This window comes from Mycolicibacterium canariasense, from assembly GCF_002101555.1.
Classification (GTDB): Bacteria; Actinomycetota; Actinomycetes; order Mycobacteriales; family Mycobacteriaceae; genus Mycobacterium; species Mycobacterium canariasense.
On the sequence record NZ_LQOL01000052.1, the window covers coordinates 260,906 to 278,624 of the forward strand.

The window sequence follows — 17,719 nt, forward strand, 5'->3', positions numbered from 1 at the left end:
CGCCTGGAGGGTGTTGCCGTGTACCGAGTGTTTGAGGCGCTTGACGAACTCAGTGCGATCGTGGAGGAAGCACGCGGCGTGCCGATGACGGCCGGTTGCATGGTCCCCCGTGGCGACGTCCTGGAATTGCTCGACGACATCAAGGACGCCATTCCCGGCGAACTCGACGACGCCCAGGACGTCCTCGACGCCAGGGACGCCATGCTCAACGAGGCGCGTGAGCACGCCGATTCCACGGTCGCCTCCGCCAACGCCGAGGCCGACTCGCTGCTCAACCACGCCCGCAGCGAGGCCGACCGGATGATGGCCGAGGCCAAGTCGCAGGCCGACCGGATGGTCGCCGAAGCGCGCGCGCACGCCGACCGGATGGTGACCGAGGCCCGCGACGAGGCCGCCCGCATCGCCGCCGCGGCCAAGCGCGAATACGAAGCCAGCACCAGCCGCGCCAAGACCGAGGCCGACCGGCTCATCGAGAACGGCAACATCTCCTACGAGAAGGCCGTGCAAGAGGGCATCAAGGAACAGCAGCGGCTGGTGTCGCAGACCGAGATCGTGCAGACCGCCACCGCCGAGGCCACCCGGCTGGTCGACTCCGCGCACGCCGAGGCCGACCGCCTGCGCGGCGAATGCGATATCTACGTCGACAGCAAGCTCGCCGAGTTCGAGGACTACCTCAACGGCACGCTGCGCTCGGTGAGCCGCGGCCGCCACCAGTTGCGGACCGCCGCGGGCACGCACGACTACGCGACGCGGTAGCTCAAAGCTGGCCGTGCCGGGGCGGTTTCGTCCCCGACAGCGTGTAGCGGCCGATGTGCTGCACCTTCCACCGGGTCGGGTCGTGCAGGGTATGGGTGCGGGCATCGCGCCAGTACCGCGACAGGTTCGCCGAACCGGCGGCGCTACGGGTGCCGCCCAGTTCGAACAGGGTGCTCGACGCCTCCAACGACGCCCGGGTCGCCGCCACCTTCGCGACCGCCACCGCGATCGACGCCTCGGCCGCGCTGTCCGCGTCCAGGTGTGCGGTGGCGCGGTCCACGGCCCGGCCGGCCTCGGCCAGCAGGGCCAGCGCCCCGCGGACCGTCACCGTCAGATTCCCGGCGACCTGGATCAGCGTCGGATCATCCACCGCCGCCGGCTGTTCGGCCTCGAAATGGGCCCGCGCCTGCGCCGCCTGCCGCACCCCTTCGGCCAGCGCGGCGGTGGCGATCCCGGCATCCAGGGCGGTGTGGAACAACTGGGCCCGGGCGCCGTACACGGTGGGCTGCGCGAAGACCGGCGTGAACGGTACGACGTGGGCGGCCGGTACCGGCACCTCGTCGAGCGTCACCGTGCCCGAGGCGGTGGTGCGCTGGCCCATACCGTCCCAGTCGTCCACGACGGTCAGGCCCGGGGTTCCCGCCGCCACGAAGGCCAGGGCCTTCGGCGTGGACGACGTGGGAGTCTGCGCCGGATCCTCCGGAAGTGAGGCCCGCACGATGACCCAGTCGGCGAAAAGCGCACCGGTGCAATAGTACTTGCGTCCCGACAACCGGTACCGATCGTCACCGGCGGGCAGCAGGACCGTGCTGTCGACGTCGATACGACCGGAGCGCTCGGATTGCGCGTTGGCGAAAAGCGCTCCGCCGAGCACTTTCTCGTAGAAGAACTCCCGCTGGTCCGGGGTGCCCTGCAGCCGGACCGCCTCCAGGAAGGTGTAATGCGAGTGCGGGATCTGGGCCAGCGAGGCGTCGGCGTGCGCGAGCAGCCGGAACACCTCGGCGATCACCGAGGCCGGCGCATCGATACCGCCGTGCTCGACGGGGACCGACAAGGCAAGCAGCCCAGCCTCTTTGAGGGACCGCACCGGATCGTGCGGCAGCTCGCGGCCGGCGTCACGGGCCGCGGCACCGGCGGCGAACTCCTCGGCCAGCTCGGCCGCGACGGCCAGCGCCTGGTCGGCGTCGGCGATACGCGCGGCCGGGACGAGCGATGTCACCGCGCCGAACCCACGAACGGGATCGACACGCTGGGCGCCTCATCTGCACCGGCGTTAAACAGGCCGCGCTGCCGCAGGATCGGCACCACGCCCTCACCGAACCAGAACAACTCCTCCAGGTGCGGGTAGCCGGAGAAGATGAACTCGTCGATACCGATCTCGGCGTATTCGGCGATCCGGTCGGCCACCTCGGCGTGGCTGCCGACCAGCGCCGTGCCCGCGCCGCCGCGGACCAGACCCACCCCGGACCACAGGTTCGGCGCGATCTCCAGGCTGCGGGCATCGCTCCAGGTGCCGTCGGCGCGGTTGGCCTCGTGCAACGCCAACATGCGTTTCTGGCCCTCGGACTGGCTGCGGGCCAGCCCCTCCTGCGCCTTGCGCACGGTGCCCTCGTCGAGCGCGGCCACCAGCTTGTCGGCCTGCGCCCACGCTTCTTCGGAGGTGTCACGCGAGATGGTGTGCAGCCGGATCCCGAAACGCAGTGTGCGCCCCTGCTCGGCGCCGAGCGCGCGGATCCATGCGATCTTCTCCCGCACCGCGGCCGGCGGCTCACCCCAGGTGAGGTACACGTCCGAATGCCGCGCGGCCACCGGGCCGGCCGCCTTCGAACTGCCGCCGAAGTACAACGGCGGCACCGGGTTCGGCGGCACGGCCAGCGCGGCTTCCTCGACGTCGAGGTATTCACCCTTGTGGGTGACGGTTTCGCCGGCCCACAGCCGGCGCACCACGTCGAGGAACTCGTCGCAGCGCGCGTAGCGCGCGTCCTTGTCCAGATGGTCGCCGAAGGCGCGCTGCTCGTGCGCCTCGCCGCCGACGACCACATTGAGCAGGATGCGGCCCGGCGCGTGCCTGGCGAAGGTGGCGGCCATCTGCGCCGACAGGGTGGGGCTGACCAGACCGGGGCGGAAGGCCACCAGGAACGCCAATGAGGTGGTCTCCCGTGCCAACAGCGCCGCGGTGACGAACGCGTCCTCGCACCAGGCGCCGGTGGGGATCAGGGCACCGGTGAAACCGAAGCGCTCGGCGCTGCGCACGATCGAGGCGAGGTAGTCGATGGTGGCCTCGCGGTCACCGCCGGCCGCGCCGGCCGGTGTGCCGTGGCCACCGCCGACGATCAGGCGGCTGTCGCCGTAGGTGGGCAGGAACCAGTGCAGCTTCACAGTCACGCGTCGAGTATCGGCGCCCGCGGCACCGGAAAACGCCACGTCCGCTGCCGGGTGCCGGACGCGACCGACCTCACCGGCCACGGCGCACCCGCAGAATAAAAATCTCGGTGATCGAGTTTGCGTCCCGGTCGGCGGCTGTTGGGGCCGAAGTAGGATCGACGATATGGCCCGTTCGAATCCGCTCGTCATCGACATCTCGCGGTTGGGGCGCCGGCCCGGGTCGATGATCACCGTGCACGAGACGGTCCCCGCGCCGTCGCGCATCGGACTCGACCTCATCCGGATCGAGCAAGGCGCACCGGTGGAGCTGGATCTGCAGATCCAATCGGTGTCCGAGGGCGCGCTGGTGACCGGCACCGTCTCGGCGCCCACCGCCGGTGAATGCGTGCGCTGCCTGGAACCGATCACCGGGGATGTGAGCATCGACGTCACCGAGCTGTACGCCTATCCCGGCAGCGCCACCGAAGAGACCACCGAGGCCGACGAGTTCGGCCGCGTGATCGACGACCAGGTCGACATGGAGCAACCGATCGTCGACGCGGTCGGGCTGGCGCTGCCGTTCACCCCGCTCTGCCGCCCCGACTGCCCCGGATTGTGCCCCGACTGCGGCGTCCCACTCGCATCGGCGGAGCCGGGACATGGGCACGACAAGATCGATCCGCGCTGGGCGAAGCTGGCCGGCCTCAAGGAGGATCTGGGCGGCCCCGGAGCCGAGGCGTGACCGTCGATCGCCTTCCGCTGCTCGACTCGCTCGGTGTCAGCCTTTCCGACGACCTGCTCACCGTGGCGCTGACCCACCGCAGCTACTCCTACGAGAACGGTGGCCTGCCCACCAATGAGCGCCTGGAATTCTTGGGTGATGCGGTGCTCGGCCTGACCATCACCGAGGAGCTCTACCACCGCCACCCGGACCGGGCCGAGGGTGATCTGGCCAAGCTGCGCGCCAGCATCGTCAACACCCAGGCGCTGGCCGACGTCGGCCGTGGGCTCGGTGATCGGGGGTTGGGCGCGTACCTGTTGCTGGGCAAGGGCGAGGAAGGCTCGGGTGGTGCCGACAAGTCCAGCATCCTGGCCGACGGTGTGGAATCCCTTTTGGGCGCAATCTATATCGAGCACGGCAACGTGGTGGCCCGGGAGGTCATCCTGCGGTTGTTCGCCGACCTGCTGGACACCGCGCCCACACTCGGCGCCGGGCTGGACTGGAAGAGCAGCCTGCAGGAACTCACCGTGGCCCGCGGGCTGGGCGCCCCGTCGTACGGCGTCACGTCCGAGGGCCCCGATCACGACAAGGAGTTCACCGCCGTCGTCGTGGTCGCCGGCACGCAGTACGGCAGGGGTGTGGGGCGCACCAAGAAGGAAGCGGAGCTCAAGGCCGCGGCGTCGGCCTGGAATGCACTCAAGGATGCCTGAACTGCCCGAGGTCGAGGTGGTGCGGCGCGGCCTGGACGCCCACATCGTCGGCCACCGCATCGCCGAGATCCAGGTGCTGCATCCGCGGGCGGCCCGGCGGCACGAGCCCGGCCAGGCCGATCTGGAGGCGCGCCTGCGCGGCAGCCGCATCGTCGGCACCGGTCGGCGCGGCAAGTACCTGTGGCTGACGCTGGACGGTGGCGATGCCGTGGTGGTGCACCTGGGGATGAGCGGGCAGATGCTGCTCGGGCCGATACCGAATCCCGGACACCTGCGGATCGCCGCGATCCTCGACGACGGCACCGAGCTGAGCTTCGTCGACCAGCGCACGTTCGGGGGGTGGATGGTGACCGAGATGGCCGGTGAGGTTCCGCTGCCGGTGGCCCATATCGCGCGTGACCCGCTGGACCCGGCCTTCGACCGCGACGGGGTGGTGACGGTGTTGCGCCGCAAGCACTCCGAGATCAAGCGCCAGCTGCTGGATCAGACGGTGGTGTCCGGGATCGGCAACATCTACGCCGACGAGGCGCTGTGGCGGGCCCGGGTGTACGGCGGGCGGCTGGCGTCGGGCCTGCCGCGCAAGCAGTTGGCCGAGGTGCTGGACGCGGCCGCCGAGGTGATGACGGCGGCACTGGCTCAGGGCGGTACCTCGTTCGACTCGCTGTATGTCAACGTCAACGGCGAGTCCGGATACTTCGACCGCTCACTGGACGCCTACGGCCGCGTGGACCTGCCGTGTCGCCGCTGCGGTGCGGTGATGCGGCGGGAGAAGTTCATGAACCGCTCGTCGTTCTACTGCCCGAAATGCCAGCCGCCGCCGCGGGTGCGGCGGTCGGCTACTGCTGCTTGTTGAATTCGGCGGCCGCGGACATGCACACCTTCCACTGACCGGACTCCTTGCGGAAGTAGGCGGTGTCGAAGGGGCCGCCGGCGTTCATGTGGGCCGAGGCCACGTCGCCCTTCACCTTGATGTCGGTGGCGGTCACCTCGGTGTTGGGGGCGCTGCTGCTGGGAATCTCGATGCCCTGCAGGATTTCGCCGAGCTGACCGAGCGCGCCGAACATCCCGGCCTCGGCCTTGCAGAAGTACTGCGCCAGGTCGGTGAACTTGCCCGAGCTGCCCGCCGCGTTGAAATCCTGGACCAGTTGCTTGATCTCGCGTTCGTCCTTGGAGGCTTGCGACGTCCCGCCCGAGCGCAGCAACAGCACCCCGCCGACCACCAGGACGGCGATCATCAGCACCGCAGCGATACCGCCGCCGATGAGCCAGCCGCGGTTGCCGGCGGGTCGCGGCGGCGCCGGGTAGGGGTACGGGTACGGGTAGCCGCCTTGCGGTGGGGTGCCGTAGCCGCCTTGCGGTGGGACGCCGTAGCCGCCTTGCGGCGGGGTGCCGTACGGCGGGTAGGCGGGGTACGGCACGGCGGCCGGCGGCTGCTGCGGATCCCACGGGCCCTGGGGTCCGTAGGGATCCGGCTGCTGTCCAGGCTGGGAGGGCGGCTGGTACGTCACGGTGTTTGCTCCTGGAGGTGTTGCACTTCACCCTAACGCGGGGCAGGGCCGGCAGCGCGGAACCGCACGTAGGGAGTAGGAATGACGTCATGACAGAACTGTGGGTCGAGCGCACCGGGGTGCGCCGCTACACCGGTCGCAGCTCCCGCGGCGCCGAGGTGCTGGTCGGATCCGAGGACGTCGAGGGTGTGTTCACCCCCGGCGAGCTGCTGAAGATCGCGCTGGCCGCGTGCAGCGGGATGAGCAGCGACCAGCCGCTGCGCCGCCGGCTCGGCGACGACTACGCCGCCACCATCCGGGTGTCCGGTCCCGCCGACCGGGAGCAGGAGCGCTACCCGCTGCTGTCGGAGAAGCTGGAGGTCGACCTGTCCGGGTTGTCCGAGGACGAGGTGAAGCGGCTGCTGGTGGTGGTGGAGCGGGCCATCGACCAGGTGTGCACGGTGGGCCGCACGCTGAAATCGGGCACCGAGGTGAAGTTCGAGATCGACACCCATGAGCGCCGAGCCTGATGTCCGCCTGAACGCCTGGGTGCACGGGCATGTGCAGGGCGTCGGCTTCCGGTGGTGGACCCGCTCGCGGGCCCTCGAACTGGGCCTGACCGGGTTCGCCTCCAACCGGCCCGACGGCCGGGTGTACGTGGTCGCCCAGGGCCCGCGGGCTGCGTGCGAGCGGCTGCTGGAGCTGCTGCGCGGCGGTGACACGCCGGGCTCGGTGGACACCGTGGTGGCGGACTGGGCCGACGCGGGTGAGCAGATCCCGGGCTTCACCGAGCGTTAACGCCCGCGACGGTAGGGTTACCCGTCATGCATTTGAAGAGTCTCACGCTGAAGGGCTTCAAGTCCTTCGCCGCGGCGACGACTCTGCGCTTCGAACCGGGTATCACCTGCGTCGTCGGGCCCAACGGCTCGGGCAAGTCCAACGTCGTCGACGCCCTGACCTGGGTGATGGGGGAGCAGGGCGCCAAGACGCTGCGCGGGGGCAAGATGGAGGACGTCATCTTCGCCGGCACGTCCTCGCGGGCGCCGTTGGGCCGCGCCGAGGTCACGCTGACCATCGACAACTCCGACAACGCGCTGCCCATCGAATACTCCGAGGTATCCATCACCCGGCGGATGTTCCGGGACGGCGCGGGTGAATACGAGATCAACGGCAGCAGTTGCCGTTTGATGGATGTACAGGAGTTGCTGAGCGACTCCGGCATCGGTCGCGAGATGCACGTCATCGTGGGGCAGGGCAAGCTTTCCGAGATCCTGGAGTCCCGGCCCGAGGACCGCCGCGCCTTCATCGAGGAGGCCGCCGGGGTGCTCAAGCACCGCAAGCGCAAAGAGAAGGCGGTGCGCAAGCTCGATTCCATGCAGGCCAACCTGGCCCGGCTCACCGACCTCACCACCGAGCTGCGCCGCCAGCTCAAGCCGCTGGGCCGCCAGGCCGAGATGGCCCGCCGGGCCCAGACCATCCAGGCCGACCTGCGCGATGCCCGGCTGCGGCTGGCCGCCGACGACCTGGTCACCCGGCAAACCGAGTTCAACGACACCAACCAGGCCGAGACCACCCTGCGCCGCGAACACGACGAGGTCAGCACGCGGTTGGAGGCCGCCACGCTGGAGCTGACCGCTCACGAGGCGGCCGTCACCGAGTTGTCCCAGCGCGCCGAAGCCGCCCAGCAGACCTGGTTCCGGCTGTCTGCGCTCGCCGAGCGGGTCAGCGCGACGGTGCGCATCGCCACCGAGCGCACCCAGTTGTTGGACTCGGCGCCGGAACCGACGCCGGGGCGGGATCCCGACGCGCTGGAAGCCGAGGCCGACCTGGTGGCCGAGGAGGAGCGCCAACTGCTCGAGGAGCTGGAGGAGTCGCGCTACGCGCTGGAGGCGGCCCGCGCCGAGCTGGCCGAGCGCGAGCGGGTGGCCGCCGAGGCCGAACGGGCGCAGCGGGCCGCCGCCCGCGCCGAGGCCGACCGCCGAGAGGGCCTGGCCCGGTTGTCCGGTCAGGTCGACACCATGCGCACCCGCGTCGAATCGACCGACGACGGAATCGCCCGGCTCACCGCCCGGATCGAGGAAGCGGCGGCCCGGGTCGAGCACGCCCAGGCCGAATTCGAACTGGTCCAGGCCAAGGTGGGCGAACTCGACGAGGGCGAGGTCGGCCTCGACGATCAGCACGACCGGTCGGTGGCCGCGCTGCGGCTGGCCGACGAACGCGTCGCCGAATTGCAGGCCGCCGAGCGCAGCGCCGAACGCCAGGTGGTGTCGCTGCAGGCCCGCATCGACGCGTTGGCGGTGGGCCTGGAGCGCAAGGACGGTGCCGCGTGGTTGGCCGAAAACCACGGCAGCAACGGCCTTTTCGGCTCCATCGCCAAGCTCGTGCGGGTGCGTGAAGGGTTCGAGGTGGCGGTCGCCACCGTGCTGGGGTCGGCCGCCGACGCGCTGGCCGCCGAGAACCCGGGCGCCGCGCGCGCCGCGGTGGCCGCGCTGAAGGAGGCCGACGGCGGCCGGGCGGCGATCGTGTTGGGTGACTGGCCGGTGACCGCGCGGCCCCACTCCGGCGCACTCGACCACGCTGGGCGCTGGGCGTTGGATCTGGTGGAGGTCCCGGACCGGTTGCGCGGTGCGATCACCGCGCTGCTGGCCGACGTGGTGGTGCTCGACGACCTGTCGCACGCCCTGGATTTCGTTGCCGCGCAGCCACATCTGCGTGCAGTGACCGTCGACGGTGACCTGGTCGGTGCCGGCTGGGTGAGTGGTGGTTCGGACCGCAAGGTGTCGACGCTGGAGATCGCGTCGGAGATCGAGAAGGCCCGCACCGAGCTGACCGCCGTCGAGCGGCAGAGCGCCGAGCTGACCGCCGCGCTGGCCGGGGCCATGCAGGAGCAGCGGGCCCGGCAGGACGCCGCCGAACAGGCACTGGCCGCGCTCAACGAGTCCGACGCCGCGATCTCGGCGATCTACGAACAGCTCGGCCGGCTGGGCCAGGAAGCCCGCAACGCCGACGCCGAGTGGCAACGACTGATCAAGCAGCGTGACGAACTGGAGACCGGCCGCGTCGCCGCCGTCGAGGAACTGACCGAGCTGGAGACCCGGCTGCACAACGCGCAGCAGGAACCGATGTTCGAGGCCGAGCAGGTCGATCGGCAGGAGACCACCGTCGCCGCCGACGCGGCGCGCGCCACCGAGGTGGAGGCCCGGCTCGCCGTTCGTACCGCCGAGGAACGGGCGAATGCCGTTCGGGGCCGGGCAGATTCGTTGCGCCGCGCGGCCGCCGCCGAACGGGAGGCCCGGGCCCGGGCGCTGCGGGCGCGGGAGGCCCGCGAGTACGCCGCGACCGTCGCGGCCGCGGTGGCCGAGTCCGGCCGGCTCGTCGCCGCGCGGCTGGGCGCCACGGTGGCCGCCGCGTCACGGATCCGCGACGAACTGGCCACCGAACGCCGGCTGCGCGCCGAGGCGTTGAGCCGCGCGCGCACCGAAGTCACCGAACTGGGCGCCAGGATCACGGCCCTGACCGATTCGCTGCACCGCGACGAGGTCGCCAAAGCCCAAGCGGCCCTTCGCATCGAGCAGCTGGAGCAGCAGGCCCTCGAGCAGTTCGGCCTGGCCGCCGCCGATCTGATCGCCGAGTACGGCCCGCACATCCCGTTGCCGCCGACGGAGCTGGAACTGGCCGAGTACGAGCAGGCCAAGGAGCGCGGGGAGCAGGTGACCGCCCCAGCCCCCATGCCGTTCGACCGGCCCACCCAGGAGCGCCGCGCCAAGAAGGCCGAGCGGGAACTCGCCGAGCTGGGCCGGGTCAACCCGCTGGCGTTGGAGGAGTTCGCCGCGCTGGAGGAGCGCTACAACTTCCTGTCCACCCAGCTGGAGGACGTGAAGGCCGCCCGCAAGGACCTGATGGACGTCATCGAGGAGGTCGACGCGCGCATTCTGACGGTGTTCGCCGAGGCCTATGCCGACGTGGAACGCGAGTTCAGCCAGGTGTTCGCGTCGCTGTTCCCGGGCGGTGAGGGTCGGCTGTTGCTGACCAATCCGGAGGACATGCTCACCACCGGAATCGAGGTGGAGGCCCGCCCGCCGGGCAAGAAGGTCAAGCGGCTCTCGCTGCTGTCCGGTGGTGAGAAATCGCTGACCGCGGTGGCCATGCTGGTGGCCATCTTCCGGGCCCGGCCGTCACCGTTCTACATCATGGACGAGGTCGAGGCCGCGCTGGACGACGTGAACCTGCGTCGGCTGCTGGGTCTGTTCGAGCAGCTGCGGGAGCGTTCGCAGCTGATCGTCATCACCCACCAGAAGCCGACCATGGAGATCGCCGACGCGTTGTACGGCGTCACCATGCAGGGCGACGGCATCACCCAGGTGATCTCGCAGCGGATGCGCGGCGAACAACTGGTCAGCCCGTAGCGGTCACCCCGATCTCGCGCAGGCCGGCCAGATCGGCGGCACCGCAGCCGTGCAGGCAGATGCGCAGCTCGGCGATGAAGCGTTGTAGCCAATCCTGCACGGCGGCAGCGGATTCGATCGCGGGCACCAGCAGCGGCCGGGCGACGGCCACCACGTCGGCGCCCAGCGCGATCGCCTTGGCGGCGTCCATGCCGGTGCGGATGCCGCCGGAGGCCACCAACGGCATGCCCGGTAACGTGCGCCGCACCTCGACCAGCGCCTGGGCGGTCGGGATACCCCACTCCGCCAGCTCGGGGTCGTTGATCCGTCCGTAGCGCACGAACTGTTCCACCCGGGCCCACGAGGTGCCACCGGCGCCGGCCACGTCGACGGCCGCGATCGGCACGTCGGTCAGCGCAGCGGCCGCGGCTGCCCCGATGCCGTGGCCGACCTCCTTCAGCAGCACCGGATAGCCGATGGCCGCGGTCAGCTCGCGCAGCCGGTCCACCGAGCCGGTGAAGTCGGTGTCGCCGCCGTGCTGCATTGCTTCTTGCAGTGGGTTGGTGTGCACCGCAACGGCATTCGCGCCCACCTGACCGAGCGCCGCCCGCAGGTCGGGCACCACGTCGGGCCGTAACTGGGCCAGCCCGATATTGCCGACCAGCAGCACGTCCGGTGCCACCTCCCGGACCCGGAAGGTGCTGTCGGCATCGCCGAGCATGACCCGCTGTGAACCGAGCATCATGCCGATCCCCAGCGCCTGGGCGGCGCTGGCCAGGTTGCGGTTGATGGTGCCGGACAGTTCCGAACCACCGGTCATCGACCCGATCAGCACCGGCGCCCGCAGCCCGACGCCGAGGAAATCGGTACTCAGGTCGATCTCGCCGAGGTTGGTCTGGGTGAGCGCGTTGTAGGGCAGTCGGTAGCGCTCCAGACCCGTGCGCACGGTCTGATATTCGACCGGCTCGGACAGGCAGACGTCGATATGGCGGCGTTTGCGCACTTGGATGGCGTCGGCGGGGGTGGCCGAGAAGCCGGGGCCGATCGTCATCGGGTCGCCCTGAGACAATGGCGGCGTGTCAGATGCCTTGTGGATCGCACTTGCGGTCATCGCCGTTCTGGTCGTCGCTGCGCTGGTTGTCGGGCTGGTGCGCTACCGGCGCCGGCAGATCAGCCTATCCAAGCAGGACACCCCCACCGGAATCGATCGTTCCGGCGGCTACACCGCGGCATCGGGCATCACCTTCGCCGAGTCGACCAAGGCGCCCGCACAGGCCCCCGAACAGACCCCTGAGCGCACCCCTGAGCCGACCTCGACGGGCACCGGTGCGCCCGGTGTCGGTGATGACGCCGCGATACCGCGGGACGCACCCAAACGCACCATCGCCGACGTGCAACTGCCCGAGCCGCCCGTCGAGGTGGCCGAGCCCAAGCCGGCGCAGCCGGCACCCGAGCCGAAGCCGGTACAACCCGAGCCCGGGCCCGAGCCGGTGCCGGTGGTCGAAGAGATCGCACCAACCCCGGTCGATGGCGGCGCCATTGCGCCGACCCCGGTCGATGGCGGCGCCATTGCGCCGACCGAAGGCCGCCTGGAGCGGCTGCGCGGCCGGCTGGCGAAATCGCAGAACACCCTGGGCCGGGGCATGCTGGGCCTGCTCGGCGGCGGTGATCTCGACGAAGAGTCGTGGGAGGAGATCGAGGACACCCTGCTGATCGCCGACCTCGGCCCGGTGGTCACCCAGTCCGTGGTCGCGGCACTGCGCGAGAAGATGGCCAGCGCCGGGGTGCGCACCGAAGCCGATGCCCGCGCCGTGCTCAAGGACGTGCTGGTCGCCGAGCTGCGCCCGGAGCTGGACCGCTCGATCAAGGCGCTGCCGCACGCCGACAAGCCGTCGGTGCTGCTGGTCGTGGGCGTCAACGGCACCGGCAAGACCACCACGGTGGGCAAATTGGCCCGCGTGCTGGTCGCCGACGGCCGCCGGGTGGTGCTGGGCGCCGCCGACACCTTCCGGGCCGCCGCGGCCGACCAGCTGCAGGCCTGGGCATCGCGGGTGGGCGCCGAGGTGGTCCGCGGCGCCGAGGGGGCCGACCCGGCGTCGGTGGCCTTCGACGCCGTCGACAAGGGCATCGAGACCGGCGCCGACGTGGTGGTGGTCGACACTGCCGGTCGGCTGCACACCAAGACCGGCCTGATGGACGAACTCGGCAAGGTCAAACGCGTGGTGGAGAAGCGCGCCAAGGTCGACGAGGTACTGCTGGTGCTGGACGCCACCATCGGCCAGAACAGCCTGCCGCAGGCCAAGGTGTTCGCCGAGGTCGTCGACATCACCGGCGTGGTCCTGACCAAGCTCGACGGAACCGCCAAGGGCGGCATCGTCTTCCGCGTGCAGCAGGAATTGGGCGTGCCGGTGAAACTCGTCGGCCTCGGCGAGGGACCCGACGACCTGGCCCCGTTCGAGCCCGCCGCGTTCGTCGACGCGCTGCTCGTCTAAACCCGCTTCCGCTGGACCCGCCAAGGGCAAATACGCAGCGCGTAACACCGGCGAAACGAAACCGGCCGATCCGTTCACTCGCACGAAACACAGGCGCGTCGTAGGCGAAACAACGACTCAGCAGAGTTCCCTACCAGGTCAACGGTGCCTGACCGTGGCATGTCGAAGGAGGAAGCTGGGAGTGGACGGATTTCCGACGATGGGTATACCGGACACCGGTGATACCGCGTGGATGCTCGCGAGTGCCGCACTCGTGCTGTTGATGACGCCGGGACTGGCGTTCTTCTACGGCGGCATGGTGCGAGCCAAGGGCGTGCTCAACATGATCATGATGAGCATCAGTTCCATGGGTGTGGTCACGGTGCTGTGGGTGCTGTACGGCTACTCGCTGGCCTTCGGCAACGACAAGTTCAACCTCTTCGGAGATCCCACCGAGTTCTGGGGACTCAAGGGACTGATCGGCGGTAACGCCACCGCCGCGGTGGCCGCCGACCCGGCGACCGGGACGGCGGCGGCCGACGCCGTGAACATCCCGCTGGTGGGCACGCTGCCCGCCACCGTGTTCGTGGCGTTCCAGCTGATGTTCGCCATCATCACCGTCGCCCTGATCTCGGGCTCGGTGGCCGACCGCCTCAAGTTCGGCGGCTGGCTGCTGTTCGCCGGTCTGTGGGCCACCTTCGTCTACTTCCCGGTCGCCCACTGGGTGTTCTCCTTCGACGGTGTCACCGCCGAGACCGGTGGCTGGATTGCCAACAAGCTCAAGGCAGTTGACTTCGCCGGTGGCACCGCGGTGCACATCAACGCCGGTACGGCGGGCCTCGTGCTGGCGATCATCCTTGGCAAGCGTCTCGGCTGGCCGGGTACCCCGATGCGGCCGCACAACCTGCCCTTCGTGATGTTGGGCGCCGGTCTGCTGTGGTTCGGCTGGTACGGCTTCAACGCCGGTTCCGCCACTGCCTCAGGCGGTTTGGCCGGTTCCACCTTCGTCACCACCACGGTGGCCACCGCGGCCGCCATGCTGGCCTGGCTGCTCACCGAGCGCATCCGTGACGGCAAGGCCACCTCGCTGGGTGCGGCGTCGGGCATCGTGGCCGGCCTGGTCGCCATCACCCCGTCCTGCTCCTCGGTCAACGTGCTGGGCGCGTTGGTGATCGGTGTCGTCGCCGGTGCGGTCTGCGCCCTGGCGGTCGGCCTGAAGTACAAGCTGGGCTTCGACGATTCGCTCGACGTCGTGGGTGTCCACCTGGTCGGCGGTATCCTCGGCACCCTGCTCGTCGGCCTGGTCGCCGCGCCGGAGACGGGCGCCGGCGTGGCCGGGTTGTTCTACGGCGGCGGGTTCGACCAATTGTGGCGACAGGCCGTCGGGGCGGGCGCTGTTCTCGTCTATTCGGCGGTCGGTACGGCTATCTTGGCGTTGATCGTGAAATACACCGTGGGGCTGCGTCTCGACAAGGAAGAGGAGGCATCCGGCATCGATGAGGCCGAGCACGCGGAAAGCGGCTACGACTTCGTGGCGGTCGGAACCGGTTCCGTTCTTGGTCGGCACGGCGCGGAGGGATGAGGAAAATGAAGCTGATTACTGCAATCGTCAAACCGTTTACCCTGGAAGACGTCAAGACCGGTCTTGAGCAGACGGGCATCCTGGGGATGACCGTGAGCGAGGTCCAGGGCTACGGACGCCAGAAGGGCCACACCGAGGTCTACCGCGGCGCGGAGTACTCCGTGGACTTCGTGCCGAAGGTGCGCGTCGAGGTCGTCGTGGACGACTCCGCCGTCGACAAGGTGGTGGACGTCATCGTCCAGGCCGCCCGCACCGGCAAGATCGGTGACGGCAAGGTCTGGGTGAGCCCGGTGGACACCGTCGTCCGGGTGCGCACCGGCGAGCGTGGGGCCGACGCCCTTTGACCCGGCGATGAGCTGAGGGGGTGCTCTCCCGGCCGATGCAGTTGATTGACCGAAAGTAGTAACGGCCGGGGGAGGACCGAGATGACAGAGCAGACACCAGATCCCGTCACTGGGGCCGCCCGTTGGGAGGCGCCGGTGGCGGGATCGCTGCGTCCGGCGACGGATCTGGCCAAGGCGTCCGAACAGCTGCTGACCACCGGCAGCCGGCAACTGGACTCCGCGGCGCTGCGGGCGGCGCTGCTCGACCTCAACGAATTCTGGCTCACCACAAAGGCGAGCGAGATCGGGATCACGGCGACGAGCGGCTTCGCCATCGTGGCCACCGGCGGCCTGGGCCGCGGTGAGTTGTTGCCGTACTCGGACCTGGACCTGATGCTGCTGCACGACAACATGCCCGCCGAGATCGTCAGCCAGGTCGCCGAACTGCTGTGGTACCCGTTGTGGGACGCCAACATCCGCATCGACCACAGTGTGCGGACGGTGCCGGAGGCCTTGAAGGTGGCCGCCGAGGACGTGTCCGCCGGCTTGGCGATGCTCGACGCCAGGCATATTGCCGGCGATCAGGAACTGTCGTCGCTGTTGATCGGGGGCGCGCGCCGGCAGTGGCGCACCGGGATCGCGCCCCGTTTCGACGAGCTCGTGGCGCACGCCCGGGGCCGGTGGGAGCGCAGCGGGCAGATCGCGCACCGGGCCGAACCGGACCTGAAGAACGGCCGCGGCGGACTGCGAGATGTCCAGCTGCTCAATGCGTTGGCCATTGCCCAACTCGCCGACGTCTATCCCAGCCGGATGCTGGCTTCACCCACCGGCACGCTCGGTGGGGCGCACCTGGCGCTGCTGAACGTGCGCACCGAACTGCACCGGATCTCCCGGCGCGGCCGCGAACAGGTGCTGGCGCAGTACGCCGACGAGATCGGCGCCTCGCTGCGCATCGGGGACCGTTTCGATCTGGCCCGGATGCTCTCCGACGCCGCGCGCACCGTCAGCTACTACGTCGACGCGGGTATCCGCACCGCGGGTAATGCGCTGCCGCGCCGCGGGTTCGCCGCGCTGCGCCGGCCGGCGCGCCGTCCGCTCGACGAGGGGGTGATCGAGTTCGCCGGTGAGGTCATCCTGGCCAGGGACGCCCGACCGGAACGTGATCCCGGCCTTATCCTGCGCGTCGCGGCCGCCTCGGCGACCACCGGATTGCCGATCGCGGCGTCGACGTTGAGCCGATTGGCCGGTGCGGCACCGGAGTTGCGCGCACCGTGGCCGCGGGCCGCGCTCAAGGACCTGCTGGTGATGCTGTCGGCCGGGCCGGCCGCGGTGGCCACCGTGGAGGCGCTGGACCGCACCGGGCTGTGGGGCCGGTTGTTCCCCGAGTGGGGGGCGGTGCGCGACCTACCGCCCCGGGACGTCGTGCACATCTGGACGGTTGATCGTCATCTCATCGAAACCGTCTCTCGGGCAAGCGCATTCACCACCCGGGTGGCACGGCCGGATCTGCTGGTGCTCGGCGCGCTGCTGCACGACATCGGCAAGGGGCGCGGGGGCGACCACAGCGTCATCGGCGCCGAGCTGGCCACCCAGGTGGGCACCCGGCTGGGCTTGTGGCCGTCGGATATCGAGGTGCTGTCCAAGATCGTGCGGTATCACCTGCTGCTGCCCGACACCGCGACCCGGCGGGATCTGCAGGACCCCAAGACCATCGACACGGTGGTGGCTGCCCTCGGCGGTGACCTGGTGCTGCTGGAATTGCTGCATGCGCTGGCCGAGGCCGATTCGCTGGCCACCGGCCCCGGGGTGTGGGGGGACTGGAAGGCGTCCCTGATCGGCGACCTGGTGCGGCGGTGCCGGCTGGTGATGGTCGGTGAACCGTTGCCGCAGCCCGATCCCGTCGATCCGCATTACCTCTCGTTGGCGGCCGACGGCGGGGTGCACGTCGACCTGGTGCCCGGCGACGGGGCGCACATCCACAACGTGACCATGATCGCGCCCGACCGACGCGGTTTGTTGTCGAAGGCTGCCGGCGTGCTCTCGCTGAACTCGCTGCGGGTGCATTCGGCCTCGGTCAACAGCGCCGACGGTATGGCGATCAACATGTTCGTGGTGTCACCGCGGTTCGGGTCGCCGCCGGCGGCCGAACTCCTGCGCCAACAGTTCATCCTCGCCCTCGGCGACGAACTGGATGTCATCGAGGCGCTCGCGCGCCGCGACCGGGAGGCGGCCGGCACCGCCCGGGTCGGCGAGGTGGTGTCGGCGGTCCCCGTCAATCAGGTCAGCGCCCCGCCGCGCATCCTGTGGTCGGAGGGCTCCACGCCGGGCCGGTTCATCGTGCAGGTGCGCGCAGCGGACCGCGCCGGTCTGCTGGCCCGGCTCACCGCGGTGATCGAGCGTGACGGTCTGGACATCGAATGGGCCAAGGTCACCACGCTGGGATCGGCCGTGGTGGACGTGTTCTGCATCGCGGTGCCGGCGCTGGCCGGCGGTGCCGACGGCGCCCAGGCCGCCGCGGTGCGTGCCGAACTCGAGCGCGACCTCTACGCCGTGCTGCCGACACCACCGAAGCCGGTGTCCGAAGCCAGTTAGCCGGTGTGGCGAAGGTCGGAGCCCGCGAAACAGCTCTCGGCCAACTCATCCAGTGACAACGGCAGCACCCGGGCCAGCGCGGCGATGGTGCTGAACGCCGGGGTGGCGAGCCGGCCGGTTTCGATCTTGCGCAGCGTCTCGGGTGAGATCGCCGCTGCCTCGGCCACTTCGGCAAGGGTGCGGGCGCCGCGGGCCTGGCGGAGTTGTTCGCCGAGGCGCTTGCCCGCGGCGAGCTGTTCTGCGGTCAGGGGAAGACGCACCATGGCGCCAGCGTACCCGGATTGGTATGAAAATACCGCAAGCCTGCGCTACGGTGGTATTTTCATAC

Annotated in this window: 16 protein-coding genes; 11 read left to right on the plus strand and 5 right to left on the minus strand. The window is 70.1% G+C overall.

The window, feature by feature from the left end; translation table 11 throughout:
* Positions 1-18: 18 nt before the first annotated feature.
* Positions 19-756, plus strand: a complete 738-nt coding sequence (sepIVA, locus tag AWB94_RS17220; RefSeq protein WP_024450410.1) for a cell division protein SepIVA — start codon at positions 19-21, stop codon at positions 754-756.
* Between the two features lies 1 nt (position 757).
* Here the strand turns inward: sepIVA and AWB94_RS17225 are convergent, their stop codons facing one another.
* On the minus strand, positions 758-1,975 hold the full coding sequence (locus AWB94_RS17225) for an SfnB family sulfur acquisition oxidoreductase (RefSeq protein ID WP_062656364.1): 1,218 nt from the start codon (positions 1,973-1,975) through the stop codon (positions 758-760).
* Positions 1,972-3,141 (minus strand): LLM class flavin-dependent oxidoreductase, encoded by a 1,170-nt coding sequence (locus AWB94_RS17230; RefSeq protein ID WP_062656609.1) that lies wholly within the window; start codon positions 3,139-3,141, stop codon positions 1,972-1,974. Before AWB94_RS17230 ends, AWB94_RS17225 begins: the two co-directional genes overlap by 4 nt.
* 163 nt (positions 3,142-3,304) lie before the next feature.
* On the opposite strand from AWB94_RS17230, the gene AWB94_RS17235 reads away from it, so the two are divergent.
* From AWB94_RS17235 to mutM, 3 genes are read left to right on the plus strand one after another with little or no spacing between them, the layout of a single operon-like run.
* Positions 3,305-3,862: a YceD family protein gene (locus tag AWB94_RS17235; RefSeq protein WP_062656365.1), complete on the plus strand. Its 558-nt coding sequence runs from the start codon at positions 3,305-3,307 to the stop codon at positions 3,860-3,862.
* A complete protein-coding gene (gene rnc / locus AWB94_RS17240) occupies positions 3,859-4,551 on the plus strand; it encodes a ribonuclease III (RefSeq protein WP_062656366.1) in 693 nt (230 codons plus the stop codon). Before AWB94_RS17235 ends, rnc begins: the two co-directional genes overlap by 4 nt.
* Positions 4,544-5,404 (plus strand): bifunctional DNA-formamidopyrimidine glycosylase/DNA-(apurinic or apyrimidinic site) lyase, encoded by an 861-nt coding sequence (gene mutM, locus AWB94_RS17245; protein WP_062656367.1) that lies wholly within the window; start codon positions 4,544-4,546, stop codon positions 5,402-5,404. The genes rnc and mutM overlap by 8 nt, the downstream gene beginning before the upstream one ends.
* Here the strand turns inward: mutM and AWB94_RS17250 are convergent.
* On the minus strand, positions 5,388-6,059 hold the full coding sequence (locus AWB94_RS17250) for a nuclear transport factor 2 family protein (RefSeq protein WP_131805262.1): 672 nt from the start codon (positions 6,057-6,059) through the stop codon (positions 5,388-5,390). The two genes, mutM and AWB94_RS17250, sit on opposite strands and share 17 nt — an antisense overlap.
* 89 nt (positions 6,060-6,148) lie before the next feature.
* On the opposite strand from AWB94_RS17250, the gene AWB94_RS17255 reads away from it, so the two are divergent.
* The 3 genes from AWB94_RS17255 to smc are packed head-to-tail and all read left to right on the plus strand — an operon-like array spanning position 6,149 to position 10,444.
* Entirely contained in the window at positions 6,149-6,568 is a 420-nt protein-coding gene (locus AWB94_RS17255; RefSeq protein WP_062656369.1) for an OsmC family protein, read from the plus strand.
* Positions 6,552-6,836, plus strand: coding sequence for an acylphosphatase (locus tag AWB94_RS17260; protein ID WP_062656370.1), 285 nt, complete (start codon positions 6,552-6,554; stop codon positions 6,834-6,836). Before AWB94_RS17255 ends, AWB94_RS17260 begins: the two co-directional genes overlap by 17 nt.
* Positions 6,837-6,862: 26 nt before the next feature.
* Positions 6,863-10,444 carry a chromosome segregation protein SMC gene (smc, locus tag AWB94_RS17265; protein WP_062656371.1) on the plus strand — a complete coding sequence of 1,194 codons (3,582 nt, stop codon included), beginning with the start codon at positions 6,863-6,865 and terminating at the stop codon, positions 10,442-10,444.
* On the opposite strand, the gene fni is transcribed toward smc, so the two are convergent.
* Complete coding sequence (gene fni / locus AWB94_RS17270; RefSeq protein ID WP_062656372.1) at positions 10,434-11,474, minus strand: type 2 isopentenyl-diphosphate Delta-isomerase; 1,041 nt, start codon at positions 11,472-11,474, stop codon at positions 10,434-10,436. The genes smc and fni overlap by 11 nt on opposite strands.
* Before the next feature lie 25 nt (positions 11,475-11,499).
* Here fni and ftsY point away from each other — a divergent pair, with 25 nt between their 5' ends.
* The 4 genes from ftsY to AWB94_RS17290 all read left to right on the plus strand — a co-directional run bounded on the left by ftsY (position 11,500) and on the right by AWB94_RS17290 (position 17,391).
* Positions 11,500-12,915: a signal recognition particle-docking protein FtsY gene (gene ftsY / locus AWB94_RS17275; protein WP_062656373.1), complete on the plus strand. Its 1,416-nt coding sequence runs from the start codon at positions 11,500-11,502 to the stop codon at positions 12,913-12,915.
* A 199-nt stretch (positions 12,916-13,114) separates the two neighbouring features.
* Positions 13,115-14,476 carry an ammonium transporter gene (locus AWB94_RS17280; RefSeq protein ID WP_062656610.1) on the plus strand — a complete coding sequence of 454 codons (1,362 nt, stop codon included), beginning with the start codon at positions 13,115-13,117 and terminating at the stop codon, positions 14,474-14,476.
* 5 nt (positions 14,477-14,481) lie between these two features.
* Positions 14,482-14,820: a P-II family nitrogen regulator gene (locus tag AWB94_RS17285; RefSeq protein ID WP_003881099.1), complete on the plus strand. Its 339-nt coding sequence runs from the start codon at positions 14,482-14,484 to the stop codon at positions 14,818-14,820.
* 81 nt (positions 14,821-14,901) lie between these two features.
* Positions 14,902-17,391, plus strand: a complete 2,490-nt coding sequence (locus AWB94_RS17290) for a [protein-PII] uridylyltransferase (protein ID WP_062656374.1) — start codon at positions 14,902-14,904, stop codon at positions 17,389-17,391.
* Here AWB94_RS17290 and AWB94_RS17295 read toward each other — a convergent pair.
* Positions 17,388-17,654 carry a helix-turn-helix domain-containing protein gene (locus tag AWB94_RS17295; protein WP_062656375.1) on the minus strand — a complete coding sequence of 89 codons (267 nt, stop codon included), beginning with the start codon at positions 17,652-17,654 and terminating at the stop codon, positions 17,388-17,390. The genes AWB94_RS17290 and AWB94_RS17295 overlap by 4 nt on opposite strands.
* Positions 17,655-17,719: the final 65 nt, after the last annotated feature.